27 protein-coding genes and 4 pseudogenes are annotated in these 26111 nt (G+C 68.6%); 15 read left to right on the top strand and 16 right to left on the bottom strand.

All coding sequences use genetic code 11. The annotated features are described in order from the left end of the window. Nucleotides 1–118 precede the first annotated feature (118 nt). The 3 genes from ACZ7G1_RS05175 to ACZ7G1_RS05165 all read right to left on the bottom strand — a co-directional run bounded on the left by ACZ7G1_RS05175 (nt 119) and on the right by ACZ7G1_RS05165 (nt 4324). Nucleotides 119–1972, bottom strand: coding sequence for an IPT/TIG domain-containing protein (locus ACZ7G1_RS05175; protein ID WP_470875118.1), 1854 nt, complete (start codon nt 1970–1972; stop codon nt 119–121). A gap of 303 nt (nt 1973–2275) precedes the next feature. Next, the gene (locus ACZ7G1_RS05170) at nt 2276–3484 is read right to left on the bottom strand and encodes an FAD-dependent oxidoreductase (protein ID WP_470875120.1); all 1209 of its coding nucleotides are present in this window, start codon (nt 3482–3484) and stop codon (nt 2276–2278) included. Nucleotides 3485–3676: 192 nt separating this feature from the next. Beyond that, entirely contained in the window at nt 3677–4324 is a 648-nt protein-coding gene (locus ACZ7G1_RS05165) for a PadR family transcriptional regulator (RefSeq protein WP_470875122.1), read from the bottom strand. 425 nt (nt 4325–4749) lie between these two features. Between ACZ7G1_RS05165 and ACZ7G1_RS05160 the strand changes: the two are divergent. After that, nucleotides 4750–5246, top strand: a pseudogene (locus ACZ7G1_RS05160) (transposase family protein); the annotation flags it as partial. A gap of 26 nt (nt 5247–5272) precedes the next feature. Here ACZ7G1_RS05160 and ACZ7G1_RS05155 read toward each other — a convergent pair. The 4 genes from ACZ7G1_RS05155 to ACZ7G1_RS05140 all read right to left on the bottom strand — a co-directional run bounded on the left by ACZ7G1_RS05155 (nt 5273) and on the right by ACZ7G1_RS05140 (nt 8021). Further along, nucleotides 5273–5344, bottom strand: a complete 72-nt coding sequence (locus ACZ7G1_RS05155; protein ID WP_471203975.1) for a hypothetical protein — start codon at nt 5342–5344, stop codon at nt 5273–5275. Between the two features lie 353 nt (nt 5345–5697). Then, nucleotides 5698–6135 carry an HflX-like GTP-binding protein gene (locus ACZ7G1_RS05150; RefSeq protein ID WP_470875123.1) on the bottom strand — a complete coding sequence of 146 codons (438 nt, stop codon included), beginning with the start codon at nt 6133–6135 and terminating at the stop codon, nt 5698–5700. Between the two features lie 10 nt (nt 6136–6145). After that, nucleotides 6146–7096, bottom strand: coding sequence for an IS5 family transposase (locus tag ACZ7G1_RS05145; RefSeq protein WP_471203972.1), 951 nt, complete (start codon nt 7094–7096; stop codon nt 6146–6148). Between the two features lie 19 nt (nt 7097–7115). Next, nucleotides 7116–8021: an RNA repair domain-containing protein gene (locus tag ACZ7G1_RS05140; RefSeq protein ID WP_470875125.1), complete on the bottom strand. Its 906-nt coding sequence runs from the start codon at nt 8019–8021 to the stop codon at nt 7116–7118. Between the two features lie 312 nt (nt 8022–8333). Between ACZ7G1_RS05140 and ACZ7G1_RS05135 the strand changes: the two genes are divergently transcribed. The 3 genes and pseudogenes from ACZ7G1_RS05135 to ACZ7G1_RS05125 form a co-directional block, all read left to right on the top strand. After that, nucleotides 8334–8738 carry an SgcJ/EcaC family oxidoreductase gene (locus ACZ7G1_RS05135; protein ID WP_470875127.1) on the top strand — a complete coding sequence of 135 codons (405 nt, stop codon included), beginning with the start codon at nt 8334–8336 and terminating at the stop codon, nt 8736–8738. A 350-nt stretch (nt 8739–9088) separates the two neighbouring features. Further along, nucleotides 9089–9499, top strand: a complete 411-nt coding sequence (locus tag ACZ7G1_RS05130) for a PPOX class F420-dependent oxidoreductase (RefSeq protein WP_470875128.1) — start codon at nt 9089–9091, stop codon at nt 9497–9499. Nucleotides 9500–9515: 16 nt separating this feature from the next. Continuing rightward, nucleotides 9516–10254 (top strand): annotated as a pseudogene (locus ACZ7G1_RS05125) (IS5 family transposase); the annotation flags it as partial. 15 nt (nt 10255–10269) lie between these two features. Here the strand turns inward: ACZ7G1_RS05125 and ACZ7G1_RS05120 are convergent. Then, on the bottom strand, nt 10270–10773 hold the full coding sequence (locus tag ACZ7G1_RS05120; protein WP_470875426.1) for a hypothetical protein: 504 nt from the start codon (nt 10771–10773) through the stop codon (nt 10270–10272). Between the two features lie 178 nt (nt 10774–10951). Beyond that, complete coding sequence (locus tag ACZ7G1_RS05115; RefSeq protein WP_470875411.1) at nt 10952–11920, bottom strand: hypothetical protein; 969 nt, start codon at nt 11918–11920, stop codon at nt 10952–10954. A gap of 520 nt (nt 11921–12440) precedes the next feature. Between ACZ7G1_RS05115 and ACZ7G1_RS05110 the strand changes: the two genes are divergently transcribed. Continuing rightward, entirely contained in the window at nt 12441–12770 is a 330-nt protein-coding gene (locus tag ACZ7G1_RS05110; protein WP_470875129.1) for a hypothetical protein, read from the top strand. 501 nt (nt 12771–13271) lie between these two features. Beyond that, a pseudogene (locus ACZ7G1_RS05105) lies at nt 13272–13664 on the top strand (transposase family protein); the annotation flags it as partial. A 15-nt stretch (nt 13665–13679) separates the two neighbouring features. On the opposite strand, the gene ACZ7G1_RS05100 reads toward ACZ7G1_RS05105, so the two are convergent. Both ACZ7G1_RS05100 and ACZ7G1_RS05095 read right to left on the bottom strand, forming a co-directional pair. Further along, a complete protein-coding gene (locus ACZ7G1_RS05100) occupies nt 13680–14219 on the bottom strand; it encodes a hypothetical protein (protein WP_470875130.1) in 540 nt (179 codons plus the stop codon). Between the two features lie 86 nt (nt 14220–14305). Next, complete coding sequence (locus ACZ7G1_RS05095) at nt 14306–14776, bottom strand: Lrp/AsnC family transcriptional regulator (RefSeq protein WP_470875131.1); 471 nt, start codon at nt 14774–14776, stop codon at nt 14306–14308. 94 nt (nt 14777–14870) lie between these two features. On the opposite strand from ACZ7G1_RS05095, the gene ACZ7G1_RS05090 reads away from it, so the two are divergent. Continuing rightward, on the top strand, nt 14871–15749 hold the full coding sequence (locus tag ACZ7G1_RS05090; protein ID WP_470875133.1) for an LLM class flavin-dependent oxidoreductase: 879 nt from the start codon (nt 14871–14873) through the stop codon (nt 15747–15749). Further along, entirely contained in the window at nt 15746–16174 is a 429-nt protein-coding gene (locus ACZ7G1_RS05085; RefSeq protein WP_470875135.1) for a nucleoside deaminase, read from the top strand. Before ACZ7G1_RS05090 ends, ACZ7G1_RS05085 begins: the two co-directional genes overlap by 4 nt. A gap of 64 nt (nt 16175–16238) precedes the next feature. Here ACZ7G1_RS05085 and ACZ7G1_RS05080 read toward each other — a convergent pair whose 3' ends face one another. After that, complete coding sequence (locus ACZ7G1_RS05080; protein WP_470875137.1) at nt 16239–17141, bottom strand: LysR family transcriptional regulator; 903 nt, start codon at nt 17139–17141, stop codon at nt 16239–16241. Nucleotides 17142–17294: 153 nt separating this feature from the next. Between ACZ7G1_RS05080 and ACZ7G1_RS05075 the strand changes: the two genes are divergently transcribed. The 4 genes from ACZ7G1_RS05075 to ACZ7G1_RS05060 all read left to right on the top strand — a co-directional run bounded on the left by ACZ7G1_RS05075 (nt 17295) and on the right by ACZ7G1_RS05060 (nt 19111). Next, nucleotides 17295–17735, top strand: coding sequence for a YybH family protein (locus tag ACZ7G1_RS05075; RefSeq protein ID WP_470875139.1), 441 nt, complete (start codon nt 17295–17297; stop codon nt 17733–17735). A gap of 222 nt (nt 17736–17957) precedes the next feature. After that, the gene (locus tag ACZ7G1_RS05070; RefSeq protein WP_470875140.1) at nt 17958–18185 is read left to right on the top strand and encodes a hypothetical protein; all 228 of its coding nucleotides are present in this window, start codon (nt 17958–17960) and stop codon (nt 18183–18185) included. Between the two features lie 77 nt (nt 18186–18262). Beyond that, nucleotides 18263–18664 (top strand): hypothetical protein, encoded by a 402-nt coding sequence (locus ACZ7G1_RS05065; RefSeq protein ID WP_470875142.1) that lies wholly within the window; start codon nt 18263–18265, stop codon nt 18662–18664. A 75-nt stretch (nt 18665–18739) separates the two neighbouring features. Beyond that, nucleotides 18740–19111 (top strand): ClpX C4-type zinc finger protein, encoded by a 372-nt coding sequence (locus ACZ7G1_RS05060; RefSeq protein WP_470875144.1) that lies wholly within the window; start codon nt 18740–18742, stop codon nt 19109–19111. A 92-nt stretch (nt 19112–19203) separates the two neighbouring features. Here the strand turns inward: ACZ7G1_RS05060 and ACZ7G1_RS05055 are convergent, their stop codons facing one another. The 3 genes from ACZ7G1_RS05055 to ACZ7G1_RS05045 all read right to left on the bottom strand — a co-directional run bounded on the left by ACZ7G1_RS05055 (nt 19204) and on the right by ACZ7G1_RS05045 (nt 21593). Continuing rightward, entirely contained in the window at nt 19204–19971 is a 768-nt protein-coding gene (locus ACZ7G1_RS05055; protein ID WP_470875145.1) for an SCO4225 family membrane protein, read from the bottom strand. Nucleotides 19972–20257: 286 nt separating this feature from the next. Continuing rightward, nucleotides 20258–21154, bottom strand: coding sequence for a hypothetical protein (locus ACZ7G1_RS05050; protein WP_470875146.1), 897 nt, complete (start codon nt 21152–21154; stop codon nt 20258–20260). A 1-nt stretch (nt 21155) separates the two neighbouring features. Next, nucleotides 21156–21593, bottom strand: coding sequence for a peptidase inhibitor family I36 protein (locus ACZ7G1_RS05045; protein ID WP_470875148.1), 438 nt, complete (start codon nt 21591–21593; stop codon nt 21156–21158). Between the two features lie 409 nt (nt 21594–22002). Here ACZ7G1_RS05045 and ACZ7G1_RS05040 point away from each other — a divergent pair, with 409 nt between their 5' ends. After that, complete coding sequence (locus tag ACZ7G1_RS05040; protein WP_470875149.1) at nt 22003–22560, top strand: hypothetical protein; 558 nt, start codon at nt 22003–22005, stop codon at nt 22558–22560. A gap of 177 nt (nt 22561–22737) precedes the next feature. Beyond that, nucleotides 22738–23483 (top strand): annotated as a pseudogene (locus ACZ7G1_RS05035) (IS630 family transposase); the annotation flags it as partial. A gap of 303 nt (nt 23484–23786) precedes the next feature. Here ACZ7G1_RS05035 and ACZ7G1_RS05030 read toward each other — a convergent pair. Next, nucleotides 23787–24335, bottom strand: coding sequence for a hypothetical protein (locus ACZ7G1_RS05030; protein WP_470875150.1), 549 nt, complete (start codon nt 24333–24335; stop codon nt 23787–23789). A 1173-nt stretch (nt 24336–25508) separates the two neighbouring features. Between ACZ7G1_RS05030 and ACZ7G1_RS05025 the strand changes: the two genes are divergently transcribed. Further along, nucleotides 25509–25970: an RICIN domain-containing protein gene (locus ACZ7G1_RS05025; RefSeq protein WP_470875152.1), complete on the top strand. Its 462-nt coding sequence runs from the start codon at nt 25509–25511 to the stop codon at nt 25968–25970. Nucleotides 25971–26111: the final 141 nt, after the last annotated feature.

The raw sequence follows: 26111 nt of genomic DNA, 5'->3' as shown, positions 1-26111 counted from the left end.
CGGGAGGTGTTCGTTCGCTGTCGCAGTTTTTCTCCCCTTTTTCCCCCCCCCCCTTCCTCCCCCCCCCCCCCCCCCTGCCCCCCCCCCCCCCCCCCCCCCCCCCCCCCCCCGCGACGGGTCAGCCGAGGCGGATCAGCCCGGCGGTGGCGGTGGCCGCTTCCAGGGCGGGGGTGCCGTTGTAGGTGGCGGTGTACCCGAGGTGGAGGAGGGCGGTGAGGACGGGGACGACGCCGGTGCAGGTCGCGACGCCTGCTGCGTTGGTGGTGGCGCTGCACACGGTGCTGGTGCCGACGGTGAACTTCACGGTGGCGCCGCTGATGGGCTTGCCGGTGGTGGTGTCGGTGAGGGTGGCCGACGGCTTCAGGCTGATGTTCAGCTGGCCGGGGGACAACGAGAGCAGCAGGGGTTCGGCGGTGAGCTTCGTGGTGTCCCGGGTGTAGGTGTAGCGGTCGGCCGGGCTGGTGGTGCTGGTGCCGGCGGGGGTGGTGACGGTGACGTCGGTCGGCCCGGCGGCGGTGGCGGCCGGGGAGGTCGCGGTGATCTCGGTGTCGCTGCGTACGGTGAACGAGGCGGCCGGGGCGGTGCCGAAGGCGACGGCGGTGGCGCCGGTGAAGCCGGTCCCGGTGATGGTGACGGCGGTGCCGCCGGAGGCCGGGCCCTTAGCGGGCGTGACGGTCGTGATCGTGGGTGCGGGCCGCTGGTAGGTGTAGGTCCCGGCGGCGATGGTCCGGCCCTTTGCGGTCAGCGCGACGCCGACGGTGCCGGGCGCGTGGGCGGGGGCGGTCGCGGTGACGGTGGTGTCGTCGACCACGGTGACGCCGCTCGCGGGTGTGCCGTCGAAGGTGACGGCGGTGGTGCCGGTCAGGTGGCTGCCGGTCAGGGTGACGGTGGTGCCGCCCGCGGCCGGGCCGTGGTCCGGTGCGATGGCGTTGACGGCGGGTGGGGCGGCCTTGCCCATCGCCAGGCCCCAGGGACGGGAACCGGTGGGGACGGTGGCGGTGACCGTGAGCGTAGCCGTGTCGATTACCGACATGGTGTTGACGAACGTGTTGGTGGCGTACACATGGGTGCCGTCGGGGTCGGCCAGCACGCCGCTCGTCCCCGCACCGGTCGGAACGGTGGCGACGACGGTGTTGGTCGCCGCGTCCACGACGGACACGGAGTTGCCCCCGCGGTTGGCGACGTACACGAACCGTCCGTCCGGTGCGACGGCCACGTTCTGCGGCAGGCTGCCGACGGGAACGGTCGCCGTGACGGTGGCGGTGGCGGTGTCGATCACCGACAGGCGGTTGTCGTTGTAGTCGGCGACGTAGACGTGCGCGCCGTCGGGGCTGACCGCCAGCCCAGCCGCGTTCCCCACGGGGACGGTGGCAGTGACGGTGTTGGTGGCAGTGTCGATCACCGACACCGTACTGCTGGAGAAGTTCCCGACGTACAGCCGGCTTCCGTCCGGCGACAGCCCTGCGATGTCCGGGAAGCTGCCGGCCGCAATGGTGGCGGTGACCACCAAGGAGGACGTGTCGATCACGTCGACGCCGCCGGGGTCGGCGGTACGGACCACGTACGCCCGTCCCCCGTCCGGAGAGATGACCACCGACTGGGGCGTGCGCCCCACCCCGACGGTGGCGGCGACGGAGTTGGTCGCGGTGTCGATCACCGAGACCGAGTCACTGGCACCGTTGGCCACCCACGCCTGGGACCCGTCCGGCGTGAGCGCCATGCCCGTCGGCGCGCTGCCGACCGTAATGGTGGCCACCGTCGACCCGGTCGCCGGGTCCACGGCGCTCACCGTCCCCGCACCGGCATTGGAGACGTACACCAGCTGCGCCGACCCGGCCGCGTACGCCGGCACGGCGGTGGACACCGTCCCGACAGCGCCGAGCAGCACGGCGGTCAGCAACGCGGCCGCGCCGCGCCGTAACCGGCGCGGCGCTCTGCCGCGTACGTGGGGCCTGTCGATCGTGAAGGGCATGAGCTCCGCCTCTCGGAGAAACCTGACCGAATACCTTTGCTTCGACCTTCAACTCATGCTATTCACAGACTTTTTGATGAAGCCTCACATGCTCCGTACCTGCCAGATCAGCTCACTTGTTGATCTCTTTTGATCAGATTCGATCGCCTTGGCGGGGCGCAGCGTGATCGTCTGGACGAGTCCCAGGAGACAGGGCCTTACCACCAAGGCACGGCGCTACCGGTACAGAGCCACTCCGACCCGCGGAAGGCGGGGTGGGACGTCGAGTCGTCGGCGGCCGGGGTACGCGGACGTCGGAAGCCGTCAGCGGACGGCGGTCGGACTGAGCGGCTGGTCCCAGTCGATGCGGTGGCGCCAGGTGGGGCCGAAGGTGCGCTCGGGGTTCATGGCGACCTTCACGAGCACCCGCATCAGCACGGGCATGACCGCGGTGGCGACGGGACCGGGCGCCTTGACGCGGTTGACCTTCCTGGCCTGTTCGGCGATCTGTTCCACTCGGGGGCGACGGGAGCGCTCGTAGGCGTGCAAGGCCTGCTCGACCGGTAGGTCGCGAAGCGCCCGGGCCAGTTCGACGGCGCTCTCGGCCGCAAGCGAGGCGCCCTGGCCGGAGCTGTTGGAAGGGGCGTGCACGGCGTCGCCGACCAGCACCATCCGGCCGTTGTACCAGTGCGGCACGCTCGGCATGATCCACACGGAGCCGTTGACCTGGAGCTGCTCGGGGTCGATCGCGCGGACCATGGCGCCCCCAGGAGTGTCCTGGCCGTACGTGTCACGCAAGACCTGCAGCCACTGAGCTGTGGGGACGGTTCGGGCCTCACTCAGGGGCATCGAGGTGGCGTGCGGGAGGTTGAATCCGATGCGGGTACGGCCGTCGGCCTCGCGCCAGTAGAGGTAGTAGGCCCGCCGGCCGAACGCGAAGTGCGTGACGCCGGCCGGCCCGGGCACGGGGTGGTCCACGGCCACCTCGAAGCCGAGGACGCCGGTGTACTGCGGGCCGGGTGCGCCGGGGTCGATCAGCGTCCTCACGGTGGAGTGGACGCCGTCGGCGCCGATGAGCAGGTCCGCGCGGGCGGTGCTGCCGTCCTCGAAGTGCGCGGTGACCCCGGTCTCGTCCTGTTCGGCGCCGGTCAGGCGCTTGTGGTGCTCGATGCGGATGCCCTGTGCGGCGGCGGCCTCGTGCAGCACCCGGTGCAGGTCGTTGCGGTGGACCTGGAGCGGCGGGGCGACGCCGTCGAGCTGCGGGATGGTGATGTTCCTACTGCCGAAGGACAGTGCCGTACCCACGATCGGCAGTCCGATCGCCGCCACCTCCTCGCCCAGGCCGAGGAGTTCGAGTGCCGCCTGGCCGTTGGGGGCCAGTGCCAGGGTGCCGCCGACGCCCTCGGTGGGGCTCGGGTAGGCCTCGTACACGGTCGCGTCGACGCCTGCCTTGCGCAGCGCCATCGCCGTCACCGGCCCGGCGATCCCGCCGCCGATGACCAGCGCGGTCCGTACCTTGATCGTCTTGCTCATGTCCGTCATCTCTCCCAACGGGTGATGCCTCCGGTACGCACGTGCGCACCGGGGCGCGATGTACCGCCCGGGTGGAGAGTCCGGCTATCGTTGCCGTTGCCATCTCGTGGCCGGATTCTCCTGTCCAGGTGACCGGTTCGGGATACGACGGGCCCGGCGTCGATGCGGGAACATCACGCCGGGCCCACTTCATCAACTCGCCGGGGGCACCCCCCGGTCCGCCGGCCCCGTCGTCGCGGGCGGAGCCTCACCTGTCGCCTCCCACGCCCGCCACTCGGCCAGGCCCGGGAACGATCCGGACGTCAATTCCTCCAGCAGCGCGCGGACCCATTCCCGCTCCGCCTCGCGCATGGCGATCTCGTACTCGTCCTCGACCAAGAACAGTCGCGGCACGAACGCGCCGTGCTCGGCCATCGCCGCGCGCAGCACCCCGATCCCCCGCTCCAGCGCCGCAAGACGCTCCCGCAGCAGGTCCGCGGCCTGGTCCGGGCCCACCACCGCAAAAACCGACAGCCCCGCCTTGAACCGGCGCGGCTCCACCTGCGGCGTGGAGATCAGCTCCCGCACCCAGTCCACCAGCTCCACACGGCCCGCACCGGTGATCCGGTAGACCGTCCGCTCGGGCAGAGCACCCTCCCGGCCGGACTCCGCGACCTCGATGAAGCCATGCCGCGCCAGGTTCCCCACCACCGTGTAGAGCGAGCCGATCTTGATGTCCATATCGGCCTCCTTCTCCCGGCTCCGCAGCACCGACGCCACTTCGTAGGGGTGCATCGGCCGCTCGAGCAATGACGCCAGTACCGCCAGCCCGAGCAGATTGGAAACCTTGCGTCGCTTCACCAAAGCTCCATAGTCGTGTACGAGTACTCGTAGACGAGTATAGGACTGGCTGGGGCGCGCGTCATCCCCCGGCGCGCGCAGTTGTCCCATAGGGGATCGCGGGAGGGCTCGGCGGGAGGGCTCGGCGGGAGGGCTCGGCGGGAGGGGGGTCGACGTGTCCGGGCAATGCTTCACCGAACTGGCCGGGCCGGACCGACGCAAGCCGCAGGACGTCGGGCCCGCAAGATCTCGCAGCAGGGTGTGCGTGGTGGCGGGGCTCCAGGGGCCCGACTCCCGGGAGAACCCTGTGCACCCGGTGCGCCCGGTGTACCCGGCGAAGTTCTCGGTGGGATCGGCGTGACGGGGGACTGCCGACGCCGCGGTCCGGCACCGTGCGCCTCCAGCCGTGCGGGGAGAAGAGGACCACGGCAGGAGTCGAGGTCAGCAATGAGCGCTGGGGGTTCGCCGGAAGATTGCCCCGATGGGAGCGGTACGGCGCTAGCCGAGCGGGCGCCGACGCCGATCTAGGCGGACGGATCGGCTGGACCACGGCCGGCGTGGACTCGACCTCATGCCGGGCCCATCAGCACGCAGCCGGCGCCCCGAAAGCCACGCCTCGGATCCCGAAAAGGACGACGCCCCGACACCACCGCACCGACGAGGGGCTCGGGCGGTTCCCGGGGCGGCCAGACCTGCAAGGTCCACCTTGCGGAGGGGGAAGGCGGCTGCCGCCCTCTCGCACTTCTGGTGGCGCCGTGGCAACAAGGGCGGCCGCCCCGCTGGCTTCGACAAGGAGCAGTACAAGCGTCGCAACGAAGTCGAGCGGGCCATCAACCGGATCAAGAATTTCCGAGCAGCCGTTGCGACTCGCTACGAGAAGCGGGCCTACGTCTTCCACGGCACCGTCACCGTCGCCGCGATCCTGCTATGGCCGCGGACATGATTCGCCGGACAGAACCCGACTGACTACTACTCGACGGTGATGTCTTCGTAGGTGATCGTCACCTGTTCCGTCGCGAGCCCGGACTCGGAGGCTCCCAGCGACGGCCCCTCCCAACGGGACGCCCAGGCGTTGCTGAGGTGAATGCGCCGGACGGTCTGCTACTTCGCGTCCTTCAACGCGATCGTGATGTTCTGGCGGGCAGCGTCGAGGTCGGCGTTGACCGGACCTCCACCACGTCCTGCTCCAGCTGGAGTCCCGAGACGCTCTGGACTGTCTCGACCTGGAACTTACCCGGCTCGATGGCAAGGGTACTGCTGCTGAAGCCTTCACCGGTCAACACGATGTGCGCCTCCCACTGCTCACGACTGAATGGCCGCCGGTCATTCCCTCCGGCGCGCTACGCATGTGCTATCGCCACTAGGGCGTATCAAAAGCCCGGTCGAGTGAACTGTCAGTTTGCAGCAAGAATGCTGGAGAGACTCACAGCGGGGCGGTCGAGCATGTTTGTCAGCGTGCGCTGCTGGCGCTCGGTCAAGGAGGCAACAAAGATCGCTGCGTCAGCGTTGGCCTGGTCACAGGCCTGAGCTACTTCACGGACTTTCCCGTAGCTCAGCAGAGTCCGCGAGGAGTAGGGCAGACTCATCTTCTGGACCCCGCCGGCCGAGACGCCTCGCCGTTGCACAATCTGCACGACGACCCGAGCACCGCGCGCTGCCAGTTCTCTGGTTGCCGACGCCATGAGCGTTTCGAAGTCCTTCTGCTTCGCAGAGAAGTAGCCAACCAGGACTACATCAGCGCCCACGGCCGTGAGTCGGAACGCCCGACGCTGGGTCGGCTTCGCGGGCGCACGGCGAGCCAGGCGCCGGTCGCGCCTTCGAGGCTGATGCATGCACCACAGGTTAAGTGCCTTGCTGCCTGCAGTGGTGCCGGGTTTTTCTCTGACCGGGTTTCGAGCAAGATCGGAGCCACTCGTTGATGACGGCGATCGTGACGGGCGACCGTGACGGTGGCCTCGTAGCGGACGGCGAGTTTGTCGTATCTCGTGGAGACAGCTCGGTGGCGTTTGAGGCGGTTGATCCCGCACTCGACCGCGTGGCGCTGGCGGTAGTCGACCGGGTCGAAGTGCGGCGGTCGGCCGCCGCGGGAGCCGAGTTTTTGGCGGTTGCGTGCCTGGTCGACCTTGTCGGGGATGGTGCAGCGGATCCTGCGGCGGCGGCGCAGGTAGGTGCGGTTCTTGCGGGGGCGTACGCCTTGTCGGCCCGCACGTGATCGGGGCGGACGCGTGGCCGGCCCGGCCCTATGCGGGGCACGCGCACCTTTGCCAGCACGGGCTCGAACTGTGGCGAGTCCCCGCGCTGTCCTGCCGTCACTACGATCGACATCGGTTTCTGGCCCTGCTCGACCGCCAGGTGCAGCTTGGTGGTGAACCCGCCACGCGAGCGTCCCAGCCCGTGATCGACCGGCTCGGTGAACACGCCGCCCGGCGGTTTCTTCTGCAGGTCGACCTGTTTCCGGGCCCCGGCCGCGTGCTGGTGGGCGCGGCACACCGTGGGGTCGACGCTCAACTCCCAGACGATGGCACCCGCCGCGTCGCCCAAGGCCTGAAGCCGAGTGAGGACCTGGTGCCAGGTGCCATTCCGCTGCCACCGGCGGGACAGGTCGTAGACCCGGCCCCATGGCCCGTACTCGACGGGCACGTCCCGCCACGGGACTCCGGTCCGGACCCGGAGCCGTATGACATCGATCAGCTGCCGCCGGGGCCAGACGGGCGGCCGCCCCGGCTTCCTCCCCTTCTGCAACAACGGTTCCAGCACCGCCCACTGTTCGCCCGTGAGATCTCCCCGCGCCATGAACGTGATCATTCACAACTCAAGATCCACTTTCGCTACACGGCCTACGAGCTCGTGCATGGCAAGCGGGAGGTGACGGCGAAGGGTGGTCGGGAGGGGCCGGGTTCTCCCCATAGCGAATGGCGCCGCTGCCGAGCAGGACGCGGGCCCGGACCCGCATCGGCTCGTCACCCTGTCGAGAGAGCAGGACCAGCTCCTCGACGCGGGCCGTCATGGGGCCGAGGAGGGATTCCGCTTTGCGGGCAAGGAAGTGCGGGTCCGGCGTACGGCCGAGGGACAGATGTGGGGTGAAGCCGTGGGAATGCGATCCGCACAGCGGGAATCGGAGCTCCAGGGACTCGCACAGTCGCGCCCAGGGCTCGTGGCCGGCGGCGGCCGGGTCGAGCCAGACGGTGGCGTCCTCGCGGTGGCCGAACCAGTGGACGCCCGCCAGGCGGGCGGTGAACGGCGGCGTCTCGGCGAGCGCCGCGGCGACCAGCGGCAGGGCCCGGTCGAACTCGGCCTCGGGGACGAAACCGAAGAGGACGTTGACGTGCGGCGGCCAGCGACGGATCTGTCGGTCGTGTTCGCGGCGGATGTGCTGGATCGGCGGCCACAACTCCGTCGGCGGCAACCAGGCGACGGCGGTGCGGCTCGTCGGCGGGACGGCCAGGACGTCGCCGGGTTCCAGGGACGGCAGCGGACCGACCTGCCCGACCAGGGTCTCGCCGAGCCGGTCGACACCGGAGGCCCGCTCCCACACGACCTGGCCGTCCGCCTCGAAGAACACCACCCGGTGCCAGGGAATCTCCCCGCCCGGCACGAAGTCGCCGAGCAGGACCCACTTCGGCGCCGCCCCGCGCTCGGCGATCCCCATCACGAACCGCTCGGGGTCGAAGCGCGGGTCCCAGAGCACCCGGTGATAGATCTCGTCGCTGGTGTGCACGTCAGTACCTGTCCTCGACTTCCAGGGTGACGCGCGCCCGGCCGGCCCCGCAAACCAGCGCCCGTCCTACCCGCGTCGCTGCAGGTCACGACCGCATGGCGAAAACCAGCGGAGGTGTCACCCCGGCCTCCCACCGCAGCGGCTAGGACTTGTCCGGCTGACCATGCAAGTGTCCCGCGCCCGACTCCTGGCCCTGGGCGCAGATAACCCAGACAGCCTGTGCCGGAACCGCACCGCGCGTCCGGCCACCTCACCTCATCACGCGATCACACGCTTGACCTCAAGCACACTTGAGGTGTGATGGTGATCCACATGACCACGGAATCCACTTCCCACGCGGCAGACATCGAAGCGATCAACCACCTCGTCTCGACCGTCGAGCACTCCCAGCAGAACAAGGACCCCGAAGAGTTCCTCAGCCTCTTCCACCCGGACGCCATCTGGACGACGGCCCACGGCAAGGTCCTCATCGGCCTCGACGCAATCTCGGAGTTCACCCGCAAGGTCCTCCCCGCGGCGAGCTGGGACGGCAAGGTCACCTACGAGGTGATTCACGTGCTCTTCATCCGTCCCGACGTCGCGGCGGTCAAGGTCCGTCAGCGTTACCTGGCCCCGGGTGACGAGAGCGAGGGCGCCCCGCTGTACGTGATCTCGAAGCAATCCGACGGCCGCTGGCTGCTCACCGCCTGCCAGAACACGGGCGTCGTCGCCGACTAGCTTGCCCGTCGATCGTGTCGGAGCCAGATCACGAGGGCTTCCGCAGTGGCGGTGCCGACGACGTACACGTAACAGCGCTTGTCGTAGGGGGTGACCATCGCCCCGTGCTGCTTCAACCGATCGCTGGCCCCTTCGATCCGGCTGCATGAGGGGCCTGCGCGGCTCGAGCTTCGGGGCGCGGGTCTTCACCAGAACGACTTGGAGTACGTGCGGTCGGCCTGCTGGCAGTCCGGTGTGACGATCAAGGGTGGTGGGCGGCAGCGGCGGTGGCCACGGTGGGGTGGAGCTTGGCCCACGACGGGAATGTATTGCGGTGCGTCACACCAGCCAGCCCGACTAGCCTCCCCTGCATGCCCATTGAGATGAACGACGCCGTGCGCAACCTGCTTGACGCACCGCACCCTGCCGTCCTGTCCACCCTCAACCCTGATGGCAGCCCGCAGAGTTCAGTGGTCTGGGTAAGCCGTGACGGCGGCGAACTCCTGATCTCCACCGAACAAGGCCGACGAAAGGAACGGAACATACTCCGCGACGCACGCGTAGGCCTGACCGTCTTCGACCTCGCCAACCCCCAGCTGTACGTCGAGATCCGCGGCACTGCCACCGTCACCGAGGACACCGACCGCGCGGTGGCCGTCCGCATCGCCGAGGAGTACCTCGGCCCGGGCGGCGGCAAGGAGTACTTGGAAGCCCCGCCGGAGGATGTGCGAGTGGTCGTCCGCGTCACCCCGACCAAGATCCTCGGCAACGCCACGGCCTAGGTTCCATCCAGCAAAGGTGCCGGAGGCAGCGGCGATACGCCCGCAAGGAGGTAGCCGTCGACGGGCCGGGGATCGCGATTGCCTGGTCGCGCCCGTGTTCATGGCGGCGTCGGGGTGCCCGTGGCGGCAGGTGCCGCTGTTGTTCGGGGCTGCGTGGCCGGCGGTCTGCCGAAGGTTCGCCCGCTGGAGCGAGGACCGAGTCCGGGCCGGTCTGCACCGGGTCGCCTTTCATCGATCTGGCGCGCGCGGAGAGCTGGACTGGTCGGGCTTCGCTATCGACTCCGTGAGTAACCAGATCCTCAAAGAAGGCTGATGATCGGACCGAATCCGACTGATCGCGGCAAGAAAGGATCGACAACCCACCTCGTCACCGACCGGTCCGGTCGGCCGGTCGCGGTCGCCGTCTCCGCGGCCAATCCCAAGAGGCCTCACCGTGCCGCCGCTCGTCGCGTGAATACCGCCCCTCCGCAGCCACCGTGGACCCCGTCGCCGTCGACCCGACGATCCGCACGGAGACCAGAGCTACGATCACCCCCACCTGCGGCAATGGCTCCGCTCCTGCAGCATCACGCGACGAATCGGCCACCATGGCATCAAGAGCTCCGAGCGGCTCGGACGCCACCGATGGGGTCGAACGGACCACGTCCTGGCTGGCCGGCCGTCGCCGACTCCACCAACGCTACGAGCGCAAGCCCGAGCACTTCCTCGCCTGCACGGCGATAGCCGCCAGTCTCATCAGCTACCGACGACTCACCAGATACGGCGCTGCTTCAAAGACCCCTGGGCTCATACGTCGCCGACATCACTGCCACAGCCGATGCGAGGACCACAATGCCAAGGATGGTGTAGAGCCAGGTGGCCGAAAGGCGGTCCAAAGTGATTCTGCTCCCGGGGGTCTGCAGCTGGGCGAAGTAGTGCCGATACATCCGACGCCGGATCGGGAGCAGGGCAACCGGCATGGATCCGACCGCAACGCTGTACAGGAACAGGATGACCGGCGCCGGTTCCGGCCGGAGCAGCGCTGTCAGACCGGCCATGGCATAGAGGGCGGGGACTCCCAGGCAGGCACCCCACTTGCCGACCCTCCTGTTCCGCTCAACCGCGGCTCGGACCGCTTCTGGCACCTCGTCGGGATCAGGCGGCAGCACCATGAACGTGATCACGGCCGCCACGGTCGCCGCAGCGGCGATCCACCACCAGGCCTGGTCCGGAACCGAAAACAGCATCGTCCGTATCTCTCCCTTCCCTCGCCTCTCGCTGAACGACCACAGCATCCACGCTCGTCGAACACCGCACACTTCCCGTCCCAGGCAACCTTCAGCCCGGCCCCCTGCACGGCTCAACTCACCACGACGCTCTTCCCAATGTCCATCTGTCCTGTCCGCCTGTCCGCCTGTCCACGGAAGCCATCAACCGCCGCGCAGGGCCGCACGGTCCATAGGAATCGACGTCTCAGGAGAGGATCCATCGGGGCGCGTGTCCGGGGTCAGCCGGGCAGGTGAAGACGTGCAGGTCCCGGTCTCGGCCGAAGCGGAGCCTCGTGGGTTGGCCATCGAACCGGCCTCTCTGGATCGAGGCCATCCCTCTCAATGCCGGATCGCGGTCCTCAAGCGGCACCCAACTGTACGAACCACCGTCCGCCTCGTAGCCGTCGGCTGTCAGCAGCAGCCGCATCGGCGTCGCGCAGGCCGCGCAGTCGACCGCCATCGGGCCTGTCGACGCCCAAGTAGGGAAGCCGCCGACCCGCCAGCCGGGTGGTACCGACAAGTCGGCCTGGTAGCTGGGGGCGTCAGGGCCGTGCTCCGCCACCTGGGCGTCGTCCCAGGCGTCGATGAGGGCGATCAGAGGGGCGGGCAACGTGTCGTCCTCCGCCCAGGGATAGGTGTCGACCTCTTCCGGGTGCAGGATGCAAGGTTCGGGGAGTTCGTGCTCCCAGGCCAGCAGGGGTACTTCAGGCGGGGCGGCGAGGAAGCGTTCCGCGCGTTCGGTCTCGGCTGCCAGTCGCCACACAAGGAGGTAGCGGCGCTCCAGGTAGGGGCCGTGGGTGAAGGGGCAACGGAACAGCTGCACCAGATCCGCGTCGTCGGGGCCTGCAGCCAGGCCCGGGACGTCCCGGCGGAAGAACTGGGCGAGAGCCATGAACGGCGCCGGCCCGTCCTCCCCCGGCATTCCGGCCCCCGGCCACGGCGTGCTCGATGGCCACGTGCCGGCGGCTCGCGCCCTGCGGATCTCGGCCGGCGCGTACCCCTCGGTCTTGCGCTGGTGCGGCTCGCGGCAAACGGGCCAAGGCTCACCGTCCGGCCACAGCATCGGGCCACCGATGTGGCTGTCGCGCATCCCGGGCCTTCCCGGTCTGGGATGCAGCCGGGTCGTCCGGCCACGGTGAGCAGCCAGCCCCGGGAGCACGACCTCCACGGACACTGGTCTCGCCGGCGTTGTCCTCGTCATGCGCAAACCGTACGAGGCCGGGGACACGCCCCGCGAACGGATTGCCGACAGCCCGTTCACGATGAAACCCGGGCCCCCGTCACAGCAAGGAGGGTCTCCGCCGTCGCGCGCCGTCGCCACAACGCGGACGTTCCTGCTGGTCCGTCCGTTGGCAGTGTGGCCACCGCGATCAGGCCCGGGACCTGTTGAGCGTACGTCTGCCATCCGCAGGAGAACCTTCGTACGCGTAACGCCATACACGGAACCGGCGCCCGCCCGTCGAAGCAGAGGGAAGCCGGCGGCCTCGGAGGCCGTCGGTGGTCCCCACGAACAACAAGGCGATGAGCCTGATCGTGGTTCTGGCCGCGCCGCCTACCCGCCTCGCGGTGGTCTCTGCCACCGAGGTCGCCGCAGGCTTGCCCGTCGCGGTCAATTTGCTGGCCGGCAGCCTCCTGGGCGGCTGGGCGGGCGCATTCTGGGCCTTGGGCATATGCGCAGCTCCACCCTCTACAGGGTGCTGCCAGTGCGGATGGTCTCCCTGGCGACCGCCCTGGTCCTCACCCACACCACCACCCTGGACATCCTCTACCTCGCGCCAGCGGCCCAGACTCCCGCCGGCGCCGCGGCCGGGTTCGGTATCGGCGTCGTCGCCGCTCTCATGGGCGTGGCCGGAGGCGAGCGGCTGATCCCCGCCGATCGACTTGCCGCCACCAGGGCCATGGGCTCGGTCATCGGTGCCGCCCTTGGCGGGCTACTCCTCGGCGTCGTCCCAGGCGTGGTGCTCATCCCCGCGCTGGCCGTAGTCCTGCTTGCCTCCGCGGTCATGCTCGCCCGCCATGAATGAGCTGCTGCCGGGGTGGTGAAGGCCGTCATCGTGTCGCCCGCGTATCCCAGGGAGCTGGTCGGAGCGGGTCGGCGGGATCTGATCCAGCAGCAGCGGCCAAACGGCGGGGACCTGCCCGCATCGCGGGCAGGTCCCGCAACCGAGGGACGGGCGAGAGCAGGTGTCCTGACACGTGCTGATCGCGGTCCCTCTATCCCCACCGTGTTGCCCCTGCCAACGACGAGGGGTCCAGCACCACAGCCAGCCGCCCTCCGCCGAACCTGCACCAACGGCCGGGCACTTCCGGCTCCGGCCTCTCCCCGTCCATCAGCAGCCGTGCGTTCACATCCGCAGGAGGTCGTGCACGCCCACTCACCTATACACCGACACCGATCAGGAGGTCTACGCGCACACTCAGCGACGCGTCCACGAGGGGACGTCCACCGAGAACCACCACCATCACTCCCCCACCCCACACACCCGCGGTTGCCAGCCCCTCCCCCGCTGCGCGTGCGCGACCATGGCCTCGGGTGTTCCCGAGGCGGCCTGAGTACGAAGGTCCACCTCGCCGGCGACGGACGTGCGCGGCCGTTGGTCCTGCACGTCACCGCGGGCCAGGCAGTCGATCCCAGGCCTTCGAAACCGTGATGGCCGGCATCCGTGTCCTGCGAGGCGGACCCGGACAACGGACCCGGAGGACAGCGAACCCGGAGGACAGCGGACCGGAAGGACAGCGGACCCGACGATGCCGTCCCAGCGGACCGCGCCTACTCATCCCGCGCGATCCGGAGTCACCTCCGCCGACGCGGCATCTGCGCCCTCCGGCCTGGGGCATGCGCACGCACGGACAAACTCGCCACCGCCTACCAGGCCGCACTCCACCTCGCCGCCCTTCTCATCTGGGCCCGCAGGTGACCTACACGGTTCGCTCTACGGCTGATCGCCGATGCCGAGGGCGTGCTCTTTGAGGAATGCGCCCGCGTGTGCGGCCGCTTCTTCGGCGGTCGCGTACGGCGCCTCATCGGCGGCAGTGCCGGATGCTCCATCAGCGCCTCGACCGGTCCAGCCCCAACCACCGGAAGGCGACTGCGCCAGCTCAGCGGTGCCTCCGAAAAGGGCAAGCGTGCTTTTGCCCACTGTTGCGGGTGCTGGGCGGCTGACGGCCTCGGGCCATTTCTTGCGGGCGCCCTGCCGGGTGATGCCCCAGACGGCTCCCAACTGCTCGTAACTCGCGCCGTAGGAGCCGGCGGTCACTGCAGCCTGCTCCGTGAGCCGTTTGACCTCGCCGTCCATCACCTTCCACGCGGCGAGGACGGACAGGGCCACTTCGACGGGACTCGCGTCCCACATGCGGTCGGCGGGCAACCCGGTTTCTCGGGAGCGGATGGCCGAGGCCAGGGGGTTCAAGGCGTCGTAAAGGGCCTTGTCGAGCTCTACCTGCTCTTCTGGGGTGATCTCAGAGGCGACCATGCGGCAACTCTAGTTCCCAAAAGCGCTCATGTAAACCAAAGTTCACGGAGCGATCGCTTGGGGTGTCGCCACGCCAGAGGCGGGTCCTAGCCGGCCGGGTTCGATCGGGGCACGCCCAGGCCGCGCAGCGGGAGGGGTCGGCTGAGGACGAGGCTGGTGGTGGTGCTGCCGAATTCGGCCAGTTCGTCGACGATCTCCTCCAGGTGGGCCATCGAGGTGGTGGTCACCTTCATGACGTAGCAGTCGTCACCGGTGGTACGTAGGCACTCGAGGATCTCCGGACGCTGTCCCAGCAGCCGGCGCAGGGGTTCGTGCCGGGTTCCGGGGCCTGGGTACTTGAGGCGGACCACCGCCATCACGGGGTGACCGGTCCGTTCCGGATTCACCTCGGCGCGGTAGCCCGTGATCACCTCGGCCTCCTCGAGTCGGCGTACCCGTTCCTTGGTCGCCGACGGGCTCAGGTTGACCCGGCGGGCCAGCTCGGTGAAGGAGATGCGACCGTCCTGCTGAAGCTCCGTCAGGATCGCCCAGTCCGTCATGTCGAGACTCTCGGTCATTCGGCCATTTTACCGGCGGATCAACGGCTGAATGGCTGTCGAACAGGCGGGAATCCCTTCTGGTGTCAGGTGCGTCCTGCCTAGGGTTGACCGCATGAAGATCGGAGTGAACGTCCCCAATTTCGGCCCGGGCACTGATCCCGGAGTGCTGCGAAGCTGGGCCCAGACTGTGGAAGGACTGGGCTTCGACCTGTTGATGGTCTCGGATCATGTAGCGATCACGCCGGATGTCGCCGAGCGCTATCCGGCACCTTTCTACGAGCCGTTCACCACCTTGTCCTGGCTGGCCGGCCTCACCACCCGTGTCCGACTCGGCACGACGGTCCTCATCGCTCCGTACCGGCATCCGCTGGTCACCGCCCGGATGGCGGCCAACCTCCAGGAGCTCAGCGGCGGTCGGCTGGTCCTCGGTGTGGGGGTGGGGTGGGCGCGGCACGAGTTCGCCGCGCTCGGGATTCCGTTCTCGCGACGCGGACGGCTGACCGACGACCATCTGCGGGACATCCGGGCCGCCTGGACGGACACCGCCTCTTACGGAGAGCTGCGGATCCCGGTGTGGGTCGGTGGCAACAGCGACGCGGGGCTGCGCCGGGCCGTACGGCTTGGGGACGCGTGGCATCCGCTGCGCCCCACCGTGCCGTGGCTGCGCGAGGCCGCAGGAAGGCTGGAGGCGTACGCGGACGAGCAACGCGCTCCCGTGCCCGCGCTGGCACCCCGTATCGCCCTGCGACTCACCGAGCAACCGGTCGACGAGGCAGGAGGACGGCTCGCCGGTGAGGGCACCATCGACCAGGTGATGGCCGACCTCGATCAACTGCGGCTGCTGGGCGCCGAGTCCGTCGTCCTCGACACTTACGCGGGCGACCCCCGCGCGACGTGTCACCCGCAAGCCGCCTGGCAGGCCCTCGCCACCGTCGCCGCTCACTTCTACAAGCCCGGCACCGCACCTCGTACCACTCTGGAGCAGTCATGACCACGCCCGACGACCACACCCTCCTCCGGCGGGCCATCTCACTCGCCGCCAAGGCACGCGCGAGCGGCAACCCGCCCTTTGGGTCTCTGCTGGCAGGACCGGATGGGGCGATCCTGGCGGAGGAACACAACACCACCCTCACCGACAACGACATCACCGCCCACCCGGAACTCAAGCTGGCGAGGTGGGCGGCGCGAGAGCTCGACGCGCAGACGGCGGCAGACACGACGATGTACACCAGCTGCCAACCATGCGGGATGTGCGAGGCCGTCATTCAATGGGCGGGACTGCGGCGGGTGGTGTTCGCCCTGTCCAACGAACAGCTACTGGACATCAGGCCGGCCAGGAGCCGCCCGCCCGTGCCGCAGGACGGCCCCGCACTGCTCGACGAGGTACGGGCCGCGGTCGAGCCCTACTACCGCTGACTGTCGGGCCCGGGGGAAGCACCGGTCGCTGACGGACCCGCACCCGCGTACGCCCGTCCCACCGCTATGCGCGAGTGTGGGCGCCACTCCCGGTGGTCCAGCTCCAGCCGGTGATCGTGGTGCGCATGAGGCGGGCCGCGGTGGACTGGCGGCTGTCGGCGGCCCAGTAGAGGGTCACTGTGCGGTGGGCGCCGGGGTCGTCGAGGGGGATCCAGGCGAGGGGGGCGCGTGTGGCGCTGCGGCGGGCGAGGGCAGGGACGAGACCGATACCGAGGCCGGCGCTGATCAGATCCGCTATCGCGCTGTGTTCGTCGCTCTCGCACACGATCTTCGGGGTGAGGCCGTGGCCCGCGAAGAGCCGATCGAGCAGTCGCCGTAGCCAGTGCCCGTGGCGGGCGGTGACGAACGGCTGGTCCGCGATGTCGTCGATGGAGACGGACGCGCGGCCTGCCAGCGGGTGATCCAGGGGAAAGGCCACTCCCACCTGCTCCTCGAACAGGCGCGTCGACTCCAGCCCTTCGGCATGGATCGGCTGGGAGGCGATGCACAGGTCGACTTCCTGGGCGCGCAGCCAGCGGGCCATGTCCTCGGGCGGCGACCAATGGAGCCCGATCTCCACGTCGGGATGGGCCCGCTTGAAGGCCGCCAACGGCCCGGTGAGGGTGAGGAAGGTCTCCGACGCCAGCCGCACCGTACCCAGCCCCTGGCCTACGGCGTCGGCGACGGCCCGCCGTCCCGCCTCGAGCTCGCCGAGGGCGCGTTCGACGTGGTCACGAAAGAGTCTGCCCGCGTCGTTCAGCCTGAGCCGGCCGCTCCGGTCGAACAACGGGGTACCTAGGTCGCCCTCCAGCCTGGCGATGGTACGGCTCAGAGACGGCTGGGCGACGCGAAGTTCCTCGGCGGCCCGGCTTAGGTGCTCAAGCCTCGCGACCACCAGGAACTGCCGAAGCGAGTTCAGCTCCATCATGCCTCCGGAGGTATAGCTGCATCGCAATATTGATCTTAGACGTGATAGCTGATGTGGCATAGCTTCGTTGGTACGAGAACCGCGGTCGAGAACCGAGAGGCTCACCACGAAGGGGAAGCTCCGATGACGGTGCCTACGCCGAAGGCGAAGACGATGCCGACGCCACGTGAGGCGGACGAAGCCCTCATCCGCCAGCAGATTGACAAGATTGCCGAAGGGCTGCGCGACAAGGACCTCAAGAGCTTGGAGCAGCTCTACACCACAGACGTCGTCTCGTACGACGTCGAGCCGCCGCTCCAGCACGTCGGGATCGCAGCGAAGGCCAGGAACTGGGCGAACGTGTTCACGTTCTTCGAGACCGTCACCTACGAGGTCCGGGACCTCACCCTCGCCGTCGGCGAGGACGTGGCCTTCGGGCACGCCTTCGCTCGCCTCAGCGGCACGCTGAAGAACGGCACGGCGACGAGCGGCATGTGGGTCAGGGTCACCTACGGCCTGCGGAAGATCGAGGGCACCTGGCTGATCGCCCACGACCAGGTCTCCGTACCCCTCGACATCCTGACCGGCAACGGAGTGACCGATCTCGAACCCTGATGCGTAGAGACGAGACCTCGAAGGCTCCGGCGCCGAGCACCGCCTGACTGTCCCTGTGGCGAAGGGCAGGCCGCCGGAGGATGACGCTCCGATCCCTGTGCGGCGACGAGTCCATGACGATAGCGCCGGAGCGATGGAGACTCGTTGCGACCGACTGCCCGCGGCCCGACCCTGAATAGTCACGGCGTCGCGCCACAAACGGCCGGGGGGGACGGGGACGGCATGGCCTGGTGGGGGTTTCTGATCGTGCCCGTCGGGCTCGTCGTGTGGCCGATCGCGCTCCGCCTGGGCGCGGACGTCCGCGGACGACTGCGGATCGGCTCGCTCCGTAAGGGGGACGCCGTCGCGGTGCCGTGCCGGTACATGGCGGAGGACGGGCCAGAGCCGTACCGCGCCAGCCGGTCGCAGGTCGACTGCATCTCGGCGGCTCGAACGGGGCCGGGAGCCTAGGCTCGCTTGCCTTCCGGTCGCGGTGGGGCCGTACCGGCCTCCTGCCGCACGGCCTCACGATCGTCTCCACGAACCCCGTGGAACGCCCGACCGCGTTGCCCGCGAGTGCCTGGCAGCGGCTGCGGTACGCGGACCAGGACGGCCGGCACCCCACCTTCGACGTCTCCGAGCACGAGCAGAGATCCCTCCACGACGCGATCGGCCATGGGGTCGGAGCGGTACCTGGCGTCGCTCTCAGAGTCACCGTCACCCAGGCGCCCAGCCTTCGCGCCCCACTGCTCGTCCCACTACTCCCGGTCGTCCCGCTCATCCCGGTCTTCACGACGCTCGCCGGACTGGTCCTGGCACTCGGGGCAATCGCCGCCGACTCGTTCCTCGTTGTCTGCGGACTGCCACTGCTGTTCTGCGGCGGGTACGTCGCCACACGCAGCCGGCTTCAGGAACGTCGCGCTTGGCCGGAGGCGTACCCAACAGCCTGACGACACCGCGAACCTTGTCAGGGTCTCCCTGACTGCCTAGCGTGTCAGGAGAATCCTGACACGCTGGAGGAAGTCATGACAGCCGCTACCCACGCCACCGAGCCCACGCATTGCTCGTTCTGCGGGAAACCGAGCTACGAGGTCGGCAAGTTGGTGTCGGGACCGGGGGTCTACATCTGCGACGAGTGCGTGGCCCTGGCTGAACGGATTGTCGCCGAGGCGCTCGGGGAGCCCTCCCCGCAGCGCGCCGAGGTGTGGGCCGCCATGTCGGACGAGGAGATTCTGAAGCATCTCCCCCAAGTGGCCGCGGACATCGACCGAGCCGAGGCCGACTTGAGGCTGTGGGTTCAGGAACTACGGCGGCGCGGGGTGACTTGGACTCGGATCGGAGAGACCTTCGGTATCACTCGCCAGTCGGCGTGGGAGCGGTTTTCCGGCGAGGAGTGAGACCTCTCTTTCGGATCCGCTGCACAGTCGGAGCGGTCGGAACTGGTCTACGTATACGCGGAAGTTGAGCCAGCTCCGGACCGGTGCTTGCCTCAGGCGGCCGGGCGGGGCTGCGGCGTCGCCCTCAGCTTGTGTGCGAGGCGGCCGAGCAGCACGGCGTTGAAGAGCCCGGACAGGACCACGCCGGTGGAGAAGATCAGCAGGCTCGGCCAGGTGCTCGAGGCGTAGTACTCAACGGGCGCCGTCACGGCCATCGCGAGCAGGCTGAAGGGTGCCGTGGCCATGAGCGGCCAGATGCCGGTGAGGCCGGGATCCGGCAGCAGGAGAGCGGCGCCCCAGTAGATCCCCAGTGCCACCGCGACCACGGCGAGGTAGCCCCGTGCGAGCCAGTTGTCCAGGGCGGGCGCCAGCAGGGCGCGAAGCCCACGCGGGCGCGTGTTCGTGGGGCCGGTGCTCTCCGTTCTCGTCTGCTCGGCCGGGTCCTCGACGTGTGCGAGGGGTTCAAGCGCGCCGGGCGAAGTCGCGGCCGCGGCCCTCGTGGCGAGAGCGCCGAGCACGGCGGCGTTCACGAGGGCGCACAGTACGAGCCATACGGCGAAGGCCACGACCGCCGCCGCTTCGGCCGCCCCCTCGATCTCGCTGCCGGGGTCGAGAGGGAAGAACACTCCCAGGAAGGACAGGGGCGCTGTCAGCATCAACGCGCTCCCGCCGACGACGCTCTCCGGGAAGAGGAACATGGCCGCGAAGCAGACCGCGAACACTGCCAGGTAGCCCCGGGCGAGCCAGTTGCCCGTAGCGAGCGCAGCCATTCGGCGCAGACGCGGGAGGCGGCGGGAGCGGGTGAGGGACGCAGTCGGCATCGGAGTTTCCTTGGGTCGATCGGGCGGTCGGTTGCTGATCTCCACGGTGGACCACGGTGGGCGCTGGGACATGAGTACTGGTACTCACCCGCACGACCGCACAATCCCCACGCCCCTGCGCATGACCTCTCACTCCGCGAAGGCCGGCGCACCGGCGGACCGTCCTCGCAGGCCGTGCCGAGGGTCTGATGGCAGCCCTGTGGGGCGGCCTGTTGACCGCTGGCTTACGCTTCAACGGCCTTCTGTTCGCCGGCCTGCGGTTCGCCGTGGGCGCGCTCGTCGACGGTCAGCGGGAGAGGGTCTTGCTGCGTTCCTCAGCTTTGGTGAACAGGCCGGACAGCCGGGTCATCTCCGCACGTTGCTGGGGTTCGATGGTGCGCGCGAACTCCCGCCGCAGTTCCAGCCCGGTCTTGGAGAGTGCGACCTGCTGGTCGCAGCCCATGTCCCGTACCGCGATGGTGATTTCCTTCTTCCGGCGCTGGTCCAGGGGCTCGGTTGAGCTCGCGTACGCCTTCCTCAGGGCCGGCGGGATATCGGCCGGCGAGTCGTAGCCGTACCCGTACTGGCGCATGCACGTCCGCCAGCGCCCGAGCGCGGCTTGGTAACGCTGGTCGGAGGTCGCTCTCTTGAACAGACCGAGGCTGATCTCCTGAGGGATGTACGTGATCCGTGCCCAGGTGTCGAGGTCTCCGTACACGGCGGTATGGGCTCGCGCCGCGCACCCTTGCTTCGGGTACCAGTAGACGATCGAGCCTGGGGCGATCAGTTTGGCGAGTGCGGTGCGCGGCCCGAGCAGGGTTTCGCGCAGCTGGGGATGGTCGCTGTCGCCGGCTTGGCGATTCTGTCCGTCGGACGGTTTGGCCTCGGAGAGGGCGTAGCCGTGCCGGCGCACCCAGTCGGCGCTGACGCCGCCGCCGCCGTCGTCGCCGTCAGGGTTGGGCCGGTCGACGCTGCCCTTCCACGGGATCCCGGCGTCCCTCATGCACTTCTCGGTCAGCGCGAGGTCGACCAGCGCCACCTGGTACATCCGAGCCGGGTAGCTGCCGGTGTTGGTGACCATGTCCACGGTGCGCCGGTCGAGGTGCTCAGGAACCCGTGCGCCCTCCGGCTGCGAGCTTCCGCAGCCGGAGAGCACAGCGGCCATCAACACCAACAGGGTGGCTTTGACGGTGGCGCGACGCATGTCAGTAGCTGCACCAGTACATCGACGAGAACCGGTCATTGAAGTTGTCCCAGGACCCGTTCCCGCTCGGAATCGGGTTGAGCGCCAGGTTCTGCCGGATGCTGCCCAGGCCCTCGGTCATGACGTGACCGCCGTACCACTGAGCGGTGGCGAAATGAACAGGGCAGCTATTGCCGTTGTTGAACGTGGACGAGGCCTTGTCGTCGATGAACGAAGGAAGGGTCGGGTTGTTGTTCTGGCCCTGCCACCGGGACCCCTCCCAGTTCGAGTCCACCCACAGACAGGCGTACCCCCTCGGGCAGTCGTTCGTGCCCGACACGATGGCGGCGATTTCTGCAGCGTCGGAATCCGCCTGAGCCGCCGGTGTGGCGAAGGTGCCTGCCATCACCAGGGCCGCGGCGCCGGTCATGGCGAGCTTGGATCGTACGTTTCTGATCACTCTGATCTCCTTTGCGATGGCGGTTCCCGACGTGGCAATCACATAGGTGAGCCCAAGACGACACGACATACAGGTCAGCCCGAATACGGCTGGTCAGAGCGCCCCTCACCGGGGCCGCACGCAGCTTGTCAGTACTGCGGCACACGCGACAGAGGAATCCATTGATCCGCATACATTTCACGGGGCGGAGCGGGTGGGTCTTGCCCGGACCCGGATCGCGTCCGCCCTTCCCCGTGTGGGAGTTCGCGTTCGGCCTGCACCGCCTCGCGTCCCCTCGAACTCGCCCGCCTGCGGCGGCGGCGCGGCGGCGGACGCTCTGCGGGAAACAGGAGTGGACCGAGAACAGCCGGGAATCCGATGCCGGGAGATCCCGGGGACCCTCCAGGGCCGGGACGCCTATGCTGCGGCGGTGACCACTGCAACCATACCCTCGCGTCGGGCCTTCATCGCACTCATCGCGGTGACCGTCGTATCCTTCACCGCCTTCGGGGCCTGGCGGTGGTGGGACCACGCCCAGGACGGCGAGTTCAGCGCCGATCCGAGCTTCTGCCAGCTGGTCACCCCCGAGACGATCCACAGGCTCGTGCCGGAGGCGTACGGCGGGCGAGAGGACAGAGCGTCCTGCACCTGGTCCGCCCCGCGCGAGAAGGGAAAGTACCGGGCCAACGTCCATCTCTTCGCCAGCCGCCTCAACGTCGAACTGGCCCGGGAGGACCTCCGCGAGCAGCGCGGCGACGAACTGGGATGGGAGAAGGACACCCAGGAAAACCTGATCGGCCTCGGCGATGAGGCCTTCCTCCGCTTCCGACCTCCCACCCCCGGCAAGAACATCACCGCACAGGTCGTCTTCCGCCGCAGCAACATGCTGATCTCCCTCAGCTACGCCCGCAGCGACGACAACCGGCAGGCAGCCCGCGCCGGAGCCATCGACGCCGCCCGCGAGGCCGCCGGCCTCCTCCGGCCCTGACCCCGCCTTTCACACACGCGAAGCAGCCAGGACCGTGCAGCGCCTAACCGCCAACCAGTGTCGGGCGGTTAGGCCCAGGTTCCGACAGCACGCCTTTGGCTGCCTGAACGAGGTGATGAGACGACGAGGTACGGAAAAGTCCTTGCCTCCGCGTACAGGGCCCACCAAGTGCCTGGCATAGCCGCAGGGCCCGGGTTCGCTGGGCTGACGGAGCAAGAGGACCAGTAGCTCCAGCACACCGTCCGGCGGGGCAGCACGAGTTCGGTGCGGTTTCGGAGGGCGATGTCGGCCACCACCAGCCCGGCCGCGCTGGGCAAGCCCTTCACCCGCTGGTCGATCCGCCAGCTTGCCGATCATCTGCCGGCGCAACCGTGCCCTCGCCGTCCTCATCGGCCGGGAGGCACTGCCGTGCTTCCTCGCCCGCCGCGGGATCTCCTTCCAGCGCACGAAGACCTGGAAGGAGTTCCCCGGACCCGGACTTCGACGTCAAGCTGGCCCGGATCGAGTACGCGATCAACGAGCGGCCGGACCGCACCTTCGCGTTCGACGAGTTCGGACCCTTGGGAATCCGCCCCACCGCCGGCTCCTGCTGGGCCGAGCAGACCCGGCCCGACCGCCTGTCGGCCACATACCGGCGCACCCACGGCATCACCTACTTCCACGGCTGCTACTCCGTCGGCGACGACCAGATGTGGGGGACCAACCGGCCCCGCAAGGGCGTCGACCACACCTGGGCCGCCCTGAGAACGATCCGGGCGGCCCGCCCGGACGGCGCCCCGATCTACGTGGTCCTGGATAACCTCTCCTCCCACCTCGACTGGAGAATCCGCAGGTGGGCGGCCCGGAACAAGGTCGAGCTGTGCTTCACCCCGACCTACGCGTCCTGGGCCGACCCCATCGAGGCGCACTTCGGACCGCTACGGCCCTCGCAGTAGAGCCCCTCGGGCCGGGTACGCCCCCGTCAACGTGGGGTCCAGGACGCGGTCGCGGTGGTGACCGCTGCCCCTTCTCATTCGATCTTGCCGTGGGGTAGCACTGTACGGCTGGGCGGATGCCGCCTACCGGTCAAAGCCGTTCCACAGGGTGGCGCTGCGCATCCGCACTGCCCGTGACGCCCCGGCCCAGGCGCCCAGCAGGCCTCCGGCGAGCAGGCAGAGTTGCCGTACTCCGCCAGCAGCCGCCTTGCACTTCAGTTCAGAGGCGGCGAGCTCCTCAACCTCCCTCTGCTATCTGGCCCGCTGGAACCTGGCCTCGCGCTTGATCGCCTGAAGGAGCCGTGCATCGGCGGCGGTCGCGCGCGCTTCGGCCGCGTCGAACCGTCGCAGATTGGCCTCCTGCTCCTCCTCTGAGAGCGGCCCCCCGAGGAATTGAGTAGCGCCTCCCCTGATCACCCGTATCCGCCCTTCGACATAGTCCAGAGCAGATATCCATTCGCGGGCAGCTGCGAAGAACTCGTCCCAAATATCCGCGATCTGCCGCGATCCGAACATCTCCACTTGCGCCCCGATCAGCCCCAAAGCCGTCATGTCAGGAACGGTGTGGTCGTCTGACCCACGGTTCACATGCGCGACTATCTCCTGGCGCATCCGCCCGAGGGCGACACAGGACTGGACCGCCGCCCCGTAGGCGTCCATGCGACGGTTCCAGATCAGGTGGCGGCGCTCGCGGGCGCGGGTGAGCAGATGAGTACCGGCAACGGTCGACGTCGTAACCACTGTCGTCACCACCGTGGCAATCAGGGTCGCCTGGACGGGTGTCAGGTTCATGAGGTCCATGAGGGTGCAGTCTCAAGGCCTGCCCCACACCTCGGCAATGGCCACAACCATGCGTCAGGCTCATCGACACCAGAGCCTCCGTGCGGGGACCGGTCACTGTGACTGCTCCCCGAACGCGTCTGGCGGCGGGATCTCCCCGGAATCGCGCCACTACCTGCGACTACGGGGGTATGGAAGTTGGCAACCCGGCCAACCTTCGCGCCTACAGCACTAGTTCGCGCCGCCACCGCCGGCTGCCCCGGCTTCTGACCTCGTTCATCACACCGGACACGCTGGTCGACGGGGTCGCTTGGCGGCGCGCTGGCAGGGGCCCTGATGACCTCTCGGTTTCGCCGCAATCGAAGGGCGGCCAACGAGCACGGAAGCCTGCCGCACCACCTAGCTGCAGCCGGTGGACGCAGCCGCTGGGACAGCACTCTGCCGCTTCGTACCCTGCTGGTCAGATGCTGCGTACCTTGCGGCTCAGACGCTCCGTACCTGGCTGGTCAGACACCCGAGCCCCGTTGCCGCGGGCTCAACCGCGTCGCTGTCGAGTTCGAAGTGGGCAGTTCCGCATCCGCACCCACAACGGGATTCAACCCTGAGTTGGGGCACCTGCCGTCGGAGCGCGAGGTGCGCTGGGTCGTCCGGGTTCAGCACAAGCTCAAGCACGGGGGTTGCGTCCGCGGGCAGCCTGTCAGTCATGCCGGCACCGTAGCTGACCAGCGGCTTTGAGCTTCGATCAATTTCGGGTCCGACGACCCGATGCCCACGGGTCGCGGGACAGGTCAGCGCTGGCGCGACAGCCACTGATGACCTTCGGTCCGGCCTGCTGCGCCTTCAGACGAACGACACCGACGTGACCCAATCAAGTTCAGCAACCCTCAGCTCACCACCCCCACAGGGGACTCGCCCAAACACCGCCCGAACACCGCCCGAACGACGCCATGTACACCACGCTGCAGACCGGTGAGTTGCCGCGGCCGATGGCACGTATATCGATCGTTTACGCCACCTGGATCGCCCTCGCTCACTCTCTACCTACCAAGAGATCGACCGCATGGACACCTGGATTTCCCCATGGGCCACATGGACCGGGAGGGCTGCACATCGAGCAGAACAGCCAAGCAGGGCGGTCTCTGTTGCACCGCTCGCCTGCCATTGGCAGGCGAAGCCCTACACGGAGGGATTTCAATGAAGAATCTTCGACTGGCGATTGGCGCGATTGCCGCAGCTGTGGGCCTCGCCTTCGGAATGGTTGGCGAAGCGTCAGCCAGTGGTGTCTACAACCTCGTCAACGAGGGAACTGGGGCATGCCTCGACAGCAATGCCAACGGTGACGTCTACGTCATCACCTGTAACGGCGGGGCCTATCAGAGGTGGTACTGGGACGCCGGCAGCACGGCGGGCAGCACCGGGCACCTGATCAACTCGGCGACTGGCCGATGCCTGGACAGCAACGCCAATGGTGACGTCTACACCCTGCCCTGCAATGGTGGCGCCTACCAGCAGTGGTCGGCGTACCTGAATCTTCCGGGTTGGGCCTATCAGAACAAGGCAACGGGTATGTGGCTCCACGCCATGGGGCAGACGCGCATTCAGACCGACTCCGGGCGAGGGTCGGACCTCGCGTCCGGTTACGGATGGCATAACTGAGTGATCCCACTCCCGCCACCCCGTACTGTCATCTGACTTACGCGGGGTGGCAGCGGGGATGAGTGGAGGCTCCTGGGGGTTCGGCTGTCGCCCGAGGCAAGGTCCGATCCACCAGGAGCTGCGCATGTTCGTTTGACTGTC

It is taken from the genome of Streptomyces sp. NPDC037273, assembly GCF_055603625.1.
This window is presented reverse-complemented; position numbering and strand designations above follow the sequence as displayed.

Excerpts from the sequence above, each read along its gene's own strand:
- ACZ7G1_RS05055 (WP_470875145.1), bottom strand. The coding sequence starts at position 19,971 with ATGCCGACTGCGTCCCTCACCCGCTCCCGCCGCCTCCCGCGTCTGCGC.
- ACZ7G1_RS05150 (WP_470875123.1), bottom strand. The coding sequence starts at position 6,135 with ATGCATCAGCCTCGAAGGCGCGACCGGCGCCTGGCTCGCCGTGCGCCC.
- ACZ7G1_RS05145 (WP_471203972.1), bottom strand. The coding sequence starts at position 7,096 with ATGGCGCGGGGAGATCTCACGGGCGAACAGTGGGCGGTGCTGGAACCG.
- ACZ7G1_RS05130 (WP_470875128.1), top strand. The coding sequence starts at position 9,089 with ATGCCCATTGAGATGAACGACGCCGTGCGCAACCTGCTTGACGCACCG.
- ACZ7G1_RS05080 (WP_470875137.1), bottom strand. The coding sequence starts at position 17,141 with ATGATGGAGCTGAACTCGCTTCGGCAGTTCCTGGTGGTCGCGAGGCTT.
- ACZ7G1_RS05170 (WP_470875120.1), bottom strand. The coding sequence starts at position 3,484 with ATGAGCAAGACGATCAAGGTACGGACCGCGCTGGTCATCGGCGGCGGG.
- ACZ7G1_RS05135 (WP_470875127.1), top strand. The coding sequence starts at position 8,334 with ATGACCACGGAATCCACTTCCCACGCGGCAGACATCGAAGCGATCAAC.
- ACZ7G1_RS05025 (WP_470875152.1), top strand. The coding sequence starts at position 25,509 with ATGAAGAATCTTCGACTGGCGATTGGCGCGATTGCCGCAGCTGTGGGC.
- ACZ7G1_RS05100 (WP_470875130.1), bottom strand. The coding sequence starts at position 14,219 with ATGGTCGCCTCTGAGATCACCCCAGAAGAGCAGGTAGAGCTCGACAAG.
- ACZ7G1_RS05120 (WP_470875426.1), bottom strand. The coding sequence starts at position 10,773 with ATGCTGTGGTCGTTCAGCGAGAGGCGAGGGAAGGGAGAGATACGGACG.
- ACZ7G1_RS05095 (WP_470875131.1), bottom strand. The coding sequence starts at position 14,776 with ATGACCGAGAGTCTCGACATGACGGACTGGGCGATCCTGACGGAGCTT.
- ACZ7G1_RS05085 (WP_470875135.1), top strand. The coding sequence starts at position 15,746 with ATGACCACGCCCGACGACCACACCCTCCTCCGGCGGGCCATCTCACTC.
- ACZ7G1_RS05075 (WP_470875139.1), top strand. The coding sequence starts at position 17,295 with ATGCCGACGCCACGTGAGGCGGACGAAGCCCTCATCCGCCAGCAGATT.
- ACZ7G1_RS05030 (WP_470875150.1), bottom strand. The coding sequence starts at position 24,335 with ATGGACCTCATGAACCTGACACCCGTCCAGGCGACCCTGATTGCCACG.
- ACZ7G1_RS05050 (WP_470875146.1), bottom strand. The coding sequence starts at position 21,154 with ATGCGTCGCGCCACCGTCAAAGCCACCCTGTTGGTGTTGATGGCCGCT.
- ACZ7G1_RS05070 (WP_470875140.1), top strand. The coding sequence starts at position 17,958 with ATGGCCTGGTGGGGGTTTCTGATCGTGCCCGTCGGGCTCGTCGTGTGG.
- ACZ7G1_RS05090 (WP_470875133.1), top strand. The coding sequence starts at position 14,871 with ATGAAGATCGGAGTGAACGTCCCCAATTTCGGCCCGGGCACTGATCCC.
- ACZ7G1_RS05060 (WP_470875144.1), top strand. The coding sequence starts at position 18,740 with ATGACAGCCGCTACCCACGCCACCGAGCCCACGCATTGCTCGTTCTGC.
- ACZ7G1_RS05175 (WP_470875118.1), bottom strand. The coding sequence starts at position 1,972 with ATGCCCTTCACGATCGACAGGCCCCACGTACGCGGCAGAGCGCCGCGC.